The sequence below is a fragment of the Massilia brevitalea genome, assembly GCF_030711405.1.
GTDB lineage: Bacteria > Pseudomonadota > Gammaproteobacteria > Burkholderiales > Burkholderiaceae_D > Telluria > Telluria brevitalea.
Genome location: NZ_JAULSI010000109.1, coordinates 1 through 1,441 on the forward strand (window position 1 = coordinate 1; position 1,441 = coordinate 1,441).

The window sequence follows — 1,441 nt, forward strand, 5'->3', positions numbered from 1 at the left end:
ACTCTACAGGAAAGAGTGTTGCACTTGGTTTTAGAGACTGCCCTTGAAATGAAATTCATCATAAGTTTTCCCCATCACCTTGCCAACAGAGTCTCTAACTTTCTCTTCGCACCCGTTGGCTAAGGATTTTTTAAAAGCAGATCGATAACTCTTAGACACACTTTTTTCTGAGTGCGGCACCACACGGTCGATTCCAAAATAAATGACATGGCGGTGAATTCTATTTGCATACGTCCTCCACTTTCCGCCCGGCATTTTAATCAAAGCTTGACTATTGACCCCCTCACTCTCCATGCTTTCGGGAGAAATTGCCCAATGGTCATAGGCAATCCCGTATTCAACATATATTCCATCTGGAGAGACTTCGTCCTTTGACTGTATCAAGAAGTCCGAAAAAGTATAATACGAGACCTTCCGACCTGGCAGTCTGAAGCCATCGGCGCTGTTGTGAAATGCACAAGCAGCGAGTGCTAATAAAGTGGTCTTCCCCGATCCATTCCTCCCGGCAATTGCGGAAATTGGATAATTAAGTTCAATTTCGAATCCCTTTAGCCCACGAATTTCGCCGAAACTCAAAGCAACGCTGCGCAACAACTTGCTCGACATGTCATTTTCAAACCAGTTTTGCAATTTCTGGTCTATCTTGGAAATTTTATAACCCACGCTGTCTCCCCGCCGATGCTTCAATAGCCGTTTTCACGTCAAAAGATTGCTTAAGACTTCTAGACCCGAGCCGTTTTCTCTTCTCCGCAAACCCCGCATAGACCAGGTCGAGCAAAATTTCCGACAGTCCGTCCTGGATCCGAGAACTGTTCAGGACTTGCTTGGCCATTTCCTGGTACTTGTCCAAGCCTTCAGCAACTGAGTCAAGCATCACGTTTTTGTAATCTGGGCTGGCACCAAACTGTTCCATCGTGTTTGCCGCTGCCTGCTCTTCCAACATCTCGTTGTCCATCATCAGTCCCCCAACGTGGTTTGCCAACGCAAGCATGTCCTTGTCGGTCAGGTCACCTTCGAAGAGCTCGTTCATTTTGGCGATAATTGCCGATAGCATGACGACTTCTGGATCGTGTGATTTTCCTGAACCGATATCGGTAAGGGGCTTTAGTTTGTAATCGTCCAGGTCCTGCCCCAGTTTGATTGCCTGTTCCCCCGTGTCGCTCAGCTTGTAGTGAGTCAGCTTCACTGTGGACAGATCGATTACATGATGGGTTCGCTCATCCTTTAACCACGGCAGCAGGTGTTTGAAGTAGATGGAGCGCTTCTCGAGGTCGGTGTCACCGAAGTCGACGATCTGCGAAAGAAAATCGTAGGCCCGGATGAACCCCCCTACGTCCTTACGAAAGATTTGCAGTGCATCAATCGCTTCCTCATCAGCTGCCTCTATGGCCTCTCTGTGTAGTGGTCAAGTAATTTCGGACACGACGATAAGTTCTTTCTC

The 1,441-nt window shown here is 47.7% G+C and carries 2 protein-coding genes; both read right to left on the minus strand.

The window, feature by feature from the left end:
* Positions 1–30: 30 nt before the first annotated feature.
* The gene (locus QWL29_RS26475; RefSeq protein ID WP_305825840.1) at positions 31–663 is read right to left on the minus strand and encodes an ATP-binding protein; all 633 of its coding nucleotides are present in this window, start codon (positions 661–663) and stop codon (positions 31–33) included.
* Complete coding sequence (locus QWL29_RS26480; RefSeq protein ID WP_305825841.1) at positions 653–1,186, minus strand: hypothetical protein; 534 nt, start codon at positions 1,184–1,186, stop codon at positions 653–655. The genes QWL29_RS26475 and QWL29_RS26480 overlap by 11 nt, the downstream gene beginning before the upstream one ends.
* Between the last annotated feature and the right edge of the window lie 255 nt (positions 1,187–1,441).